Genomic DNA, 4,611 nt, shown 5'->3' on the forward strand with positions numbered 1-4,611 from the left:
TGATTCATATTGCTATACTTAGTTTCGACTGCTTTACTTGCTGATTTCTTACGCTTATTAGCTTTCTCCATAGCATCTTGAAATTCTGATGTTGTCATTACCTGCTTAACGGTATCTTCATCCCACAATCTCATAGGAGCAGCCTTTCTATAATGAGGATTCGCTTTCAATACTGGATCTGGAAGAAATTTACTGATTAAACTTTTCGTCCATCCATACTCTTCAATAATTCTTGACTGAGTAATCATTTTATTATCATTCATAATACATAGCTCTCCTTTCTCTCAGTGGACAGATGCAACTCCATCCACTGATATTGATATATATTTCTCTGTGTGTCTTAAAGTTCCACTACATATTTACGTGATGGAATCTCAATCTCTTTATCAAGTTTAATTGACTGATTCACAATCATTCTGAGGACTTTGCAAACATACTCTTCGTCACCTCTGATTTCAGAAGGCTTTATCAGTATCAGATATGGATCAAGTTCATTGGCATGTTTTACAAGAAAATCAGCATATTCTTGTGAAGTAATCGATAAAATGCTACATAAATTAGTAGAAGATTCTGGACTAATGATGGCTATATTATCAGCGCCATTATACGATTTACCCAATTATAATAGGCGCAAATTTTTTAAAGAATTCTCATTATTGCTAGAAAAATATAGCAATTCTTCTGATTATTAAATCTTAATTTTGAAAAGCCCCCAGGATTAACTCCCGAGGACTTTCATACTGCTCATATTAAATTGTGATCACATTATTCAAGCAATCAGATTATTAATGGATTCTAACTCATATACAGTAAATGGATCAATGTCAATACAACTGGATTCATCTCTGTTGCCAGAAAGATCCCATGCAAGAGTACCATTCATAACGGTACAAGCTTCCTTAAATGCATCAATATCTCTTAATGGCTTAAATATTTCTGCTTTCAAATCTTCTGTAGCATCATAGTCTACAATCTTACCGTCATCAAAGAATACCTGTACATGAAAATTATCCAATGGTATCACCTGTACTACTGTTGGAAAATATTCGTTCATATTGTTATAGTCCTATTATTTTAATCAAAACAAATCACTATGACTTCCAGTTCTTGTCAAATATAGGAATAGTTCATCTTCATAGACTTCATAAATCAACAACCAATCAGGAGCAATATGACATTCTCTGCAATTACTATAATTTCCTGAAAGATTATGATCTCGATTCTTCGGCGGTAATATTTCACCATTTGCCAATTTTTTGATGATATCAGTCATTAATCTCATATCGTATCCACGTTTCTGAATACGTTTTAAGTCTTTTTGAAACTTACTGGTCGGCTTAACCGTATATTTCATGCTAATAATTCCTCCATCATCTTGTCCACATCTGTATATGCTTTTCCAAGAGAAGGATTCTGTTTCATCTGCTGCACTTCATTAATTGCTGATATTGTTTCACTGTTTGGTATTTCTCTGGTAATCTCAAACGGTATTCCCTGTTCTCTGATTGCCTGTTTTACAAAAATTGTGAATGCAGTTGTCAGATTCATACCTAAATCATTGAAAAGATCTTCTGCTTGTTTCTTTAAATTATCATCCATTCTAATTGATACATTTGCCATAAATCCACCTGCTTTCTAATCTATTTATATTATCATTATATAGCTTATGCAATGCATTGTCAATACTATGCATTATTTCAAGAATTATATCTTTTCCATCCTTATATAAATATCTGCATTGGCAGCAGACATCTTATACTCGTTTCTACACAATATATTAATGAACTAACCATCAAATTTCAACGATAATGCTTTAAGGGTAAAGTTGTTAGGGTAGATGGTTTTCGTTGGAAATTTAAGGTTATATATAAGGATTTTCAGCATAGAATTGATTCTGTGAGGGATGGTTATGGTTATACGGATGACTGTATTAGTTCCCTTCCGTTATTATAAGCAGGATAACGGAAGTCTTATGAAAAAGCCCTCCGTCCTGTCTATAGAAGTAAACTAAATATTACTTCCGTTCCTGTTTCTAAACAACTGACTTCGGTTTTTAAACAACGAATTTATCGCATTTTTCCGTTGTCTGATGCGTTTCTAAACCGACAGAAATTTGAACCTACCCTTAAAATCCCATCACATCAGGTTCTTCCCATTGTTCCGCTGTGACTCCCGACGATTCCAGAAGCTTATCAATCGGTGCTTCATCTTCATTTCTATATTATTTAATTCCATTACTTCTCTAATCCTTTCTCAGCCATATTATTTTCATCAATTGTCCTGTCAGCCATTGGACACCACTCTGGACTTGTCTCAGGTAAATTATCCTCGCCCAGTTTACCCATCAAATTTACTCTATTTCTATTATCACAATAATACATTTTCTTATTGACAGCATAGCATTTTACATATTCACAATCTTTACATCTCATTACTCTTCTTCTCCTTCTTCGTATTCGTCATCTTTATTATTTGCTTCTTCTTTGAGATAATCTCCATACGCTTCGCAAGCACGATTTAACACAGTACCAGATTTAAACTTTGCCTTATATCTATCTGGAATCTCATACACATTTTTGCCTGTTCTTTCCATTCCAGAACATGTTTTTTTTTCTTTATAAAATTTAGGTTCTACAGTGAAAAATCCTAATAATACCAGTTTATCTCCCTTAGCCCAAATATCCTCTATAGTGCGAAGCATATAACGAATTGTCCAGTATGTATTCCAGTAGTCTCCACCTATCCTATTTTTTGGTATTCTCTCATATTCTTTGAATCTATTAGCTTCTCTCATTTTATCATGTACCATTTTGGTAAATTCTGCTTCATATATTGTTTTGTTCATCGTCTTTTCCTCCTTGCTTTTGTTCTATGAAATCACCATTTCTTTGATAATATTTTTAAGCACTAAAATAAGCCCACGTACCTATTGTTATAAAAGTACATGGACTTATTCAGATGTTTAAATGTTCTTGTATTGTTATAGATGTAATGCTATATTCTGTGGTGTAAATTTGGTGTATTTATACCTGTTTAACACCTGTTTTCCCTTGATTTTACGGGATAAAATCGTAAATGTGATATTATATGCATATTATTCAAAAACACAAGTGGTATTTATATTTTTTTGTGAAATTTTGTTGAAAATATGTTACTGTTCACACACCACTGTCCCGCGAGGTGTTTTGGCATATTCATGCCAAAATCCCGGAGATATTTATTTTTTTCAATGGGTAAAAAAGCTATACAATTCCAGGTATTTCTTTTCTGTTTCCTCGAAAGCCCGTACCGTATAATCTATTGTAATATGAATCTCCGGTGCTTCCCTTTCCTGGTGTTCATTTAGCAGGTATGTAAGGTCAAACCAGAGCATATCATCATCGATTTCTTTTAATAATTGTTCTTCTTTTGCGTTTAATGGGCTCCCAAGATATTTCTGATAGATCAGATCCAGCAGATTTTTCTCCTGCTCTTTATATCCTGAGAGGGTTTTCTTGAATGGTCTTGGCACATCAGATAAATAACATTCGCTGGCATCGTGCAGAAGGCAGGCAAATGCCACACGCCTGGAATATCCTCGCGCAAGGGCTTCTCTGGCACAGTTGATGCAATGCTGACCTACTGAAAAAAAAGTTTTTACCTGTCCGTTTCCGCGGCAGATCAAAGATAAGGCATGTGCAATATCTTCGATACAGATCATATCCGGATCCGGATGTAATGGATCTATATGTCTGCCTGTGTATGTTGTAATACAATTGTTATTCATGATCTTTCACCTCGTTCTTTTATGTAACCGGAATTCTTGTAACAGCAAAGTGGATGGTCTTGTACGACCCCTGTCGGAAGACTTTATTATGTTATAGGTGTTATAAAAACATTGCGGAGAATTTTCTATAACATAAAACGGATACAATTAATGATAACTGTATCCGTTTTATATTGACTAACTGTTGATATTCTGAAGCAGTGAATTCATCTCCTGATACAGAAGTTCTTTCGTAGCAGCTCCCATTACAATTGAAACAAAAGTTTTTCCGTATGCATTCTGTGTAAGGATTGCAAGACAATTGCCGGCTACTTCTGTTGTTCCGGTTTTACCACCGAGAATTGTAACATCTTTTGGGGCTGTTGCCTCTCCGGTAAGATAATGGTCTGTTGCGGTAAGCGTGGTGCTTTTTTCAGTTCCGTCTGAGCCTGTATAGGTTACTGTATAAGACGGCAACTCTGTAATTTCTGTAAATTCAGGGTAGGTGAATGCTTCATTCAGCATCAGATAAATATCATATGGTGTTGTATAGTGATTTTCATCCTGCAGTCCATGTGGATTGGAAAAATGTGTTCCTGTACATCCAAGCTTTGCGGCATAATCATTCATCATCTGTACGAAGTTCTCTGTATTGCCTCCAACATATTCCGCAATGGCAGAAGCTGCATCATTGCCGGAATATACAAGCAGACAGTGGAGAAGCTCATCAAGGGTAACCTGATCGCCGGCCACAAATCCGCAGACCTGTAATCCATCCTCCAGTGTAACATTATCCTGAGTGATCCTGACAGTGTCATTCAGTTTTCCACTTTGTAATGCAAGCATTGCTGTCATGAGATCCTTAA

Annotated in this window: 8 protein-coding genes; all 8 read right to left on the bottom strand. The window is 35.4% G+C overall.

All coding sequences use genetic code 11. The features are described from left to right. Window positions 1-263 (bottom strand): hypothetical protein (locus AC075L_RS01145; protein ID WP_476387034.1); only part of this gene is annotated, 263 nt, incomplete at its 3' end. 506 nt (window positions 264-769) lie between these two features. After that, on the bottom strand, window positions 770-1,054 hold the full coding sequence (locus tag AC075L_RS01150) for a DUF2442 domain-containing protein (protein ID WP_055053093.1): 285 nt from the start codon (window positions 1,052-1,054) through the stop codon (window positions 770-772). Between the two features lie 24 nt (window positions 1,055-1,078). Further along, on the bottom strand, window positions 1,079-1,354 hold the full coding sequence (locus AC075L_RS01155; RefSeq protein ID WP_008703161.1) for a type II toxin-antitoxin system YafQ family toxin: 276 nt from the start codon (window positions 1,352-1,354) through the stop codon (window positions 1,079-1,081). Further along, window positions 1,351-1,620: a type II toxin-antitoxin system RelB/DinJ family antitoxin gene (locus AC075L_RS01160; protein ID WP_008703163.1), complete on the bottom strand. Its 270-nt coding sequence runs from the start codon at window positions 1,618-1,620 to the stop codon at window positions 1,351-1,353. The genes AC075L_RS01155 and AC075L_RS01160 overlap by 4 nt, the downstream gene beginning before the upstream one ends. Window positions 1,621-2,234: 614 nt before the next feature. Further along, window positions 2,235-2,432, bottom strand: coding sequence for a hypothetical protein (locus AC075L_RS01165; RefSeq protein ID WP_008703164.1), 198 nt, complete (start codon window positions 2,430-2,432; stop codon window positions 2,235-2,237). Beyond that, window positions 2,432-2,845, bottom strand: coding sequence for an HU family DNA-binding protein (locus AC075L_RS01170; protein ID WP_476387035.1), 414 nt, complete (start codon window positions 2,843-2,845; stop codon window positions 2,432-2,434). The genes AC075L_RS01165 and AC075L_RS01170 overlap by 1 nt, the downstream gene beginning before the upstream one ends. 381 nt (window positions 2,846-3,226) lie before the next feature. Beyond that, window positions 3,227-3,766, bottom strand: coding sequence for a hypothetical protein (locus AC075L_RS01175; protein WP_118633717.1), 540 nt, complete (start codon window positions 3,764-3,766; stop codon window positions 3,227-3,229). 177 nt (window positions 3,767-3,943) lie between these two features. Next, window positions 3,944-4,611, bottom strand: a 668-nt coding sequence (locus AC075L_RS01180) for a D-alanyl-D-alanine carboxypeptidase family protein (RefSeq protein ID WP_476387036.1), incomplete at its 5' end; no start/stop codon positions are given.

The sequence above is a fragment of the Blautia sp. ZXY-1-B12 genome, from assembly GCF_056339915.1.

What these genes read in the sequence shown, in the direction of transcription:
- AC075L_RS01160 (WP_008703163.1), bottom strand. Translation starts at nt 1,620, where the DNA reads ATGGCAAATGTATCAATTAGAATGGATGATAATTTAAAGAAACAAGCA.
- AC075L_RS01175 (WP_118633717.1), bottom strand. Translation starts at nt 3,766, where the DNA reads ATGAATAACAATTGTATTACAACATACACAGGCAGACATATAGATCCA.
- AC075L_RS01170 (WP_476387035.1), bottom strand. Translation starts at nt 2,845, where the DNA reads ATGAACAAAACAATATATGAAGCAGAATTTACCAAAATGGTACATGAT.
- AC075L_RS01165 (WP_008703164.1), bottom strand. Translation starts at nt 2,432, where the DNA reads ATGAGATGTAAAGATTGTGAATATGTAAAATGCTATGCTGTCAATAAG.
- AC075L_RS01150 (WP_055053093.1), bottom strand. Translation starts at nt 1,054, where the DNA reads ATGAACGAATATTTTCCAACAGTAGTACAGGTGATACCATTGGATAAT.
- AC075L_RS01155 (WP_008703161.1), bottom strand. Translation starts at nt 1,354, where the DNA reads ATGAAATATACGGTTAAGCCGACCAGTAAGTTTCAAAAAGACTTAAAA.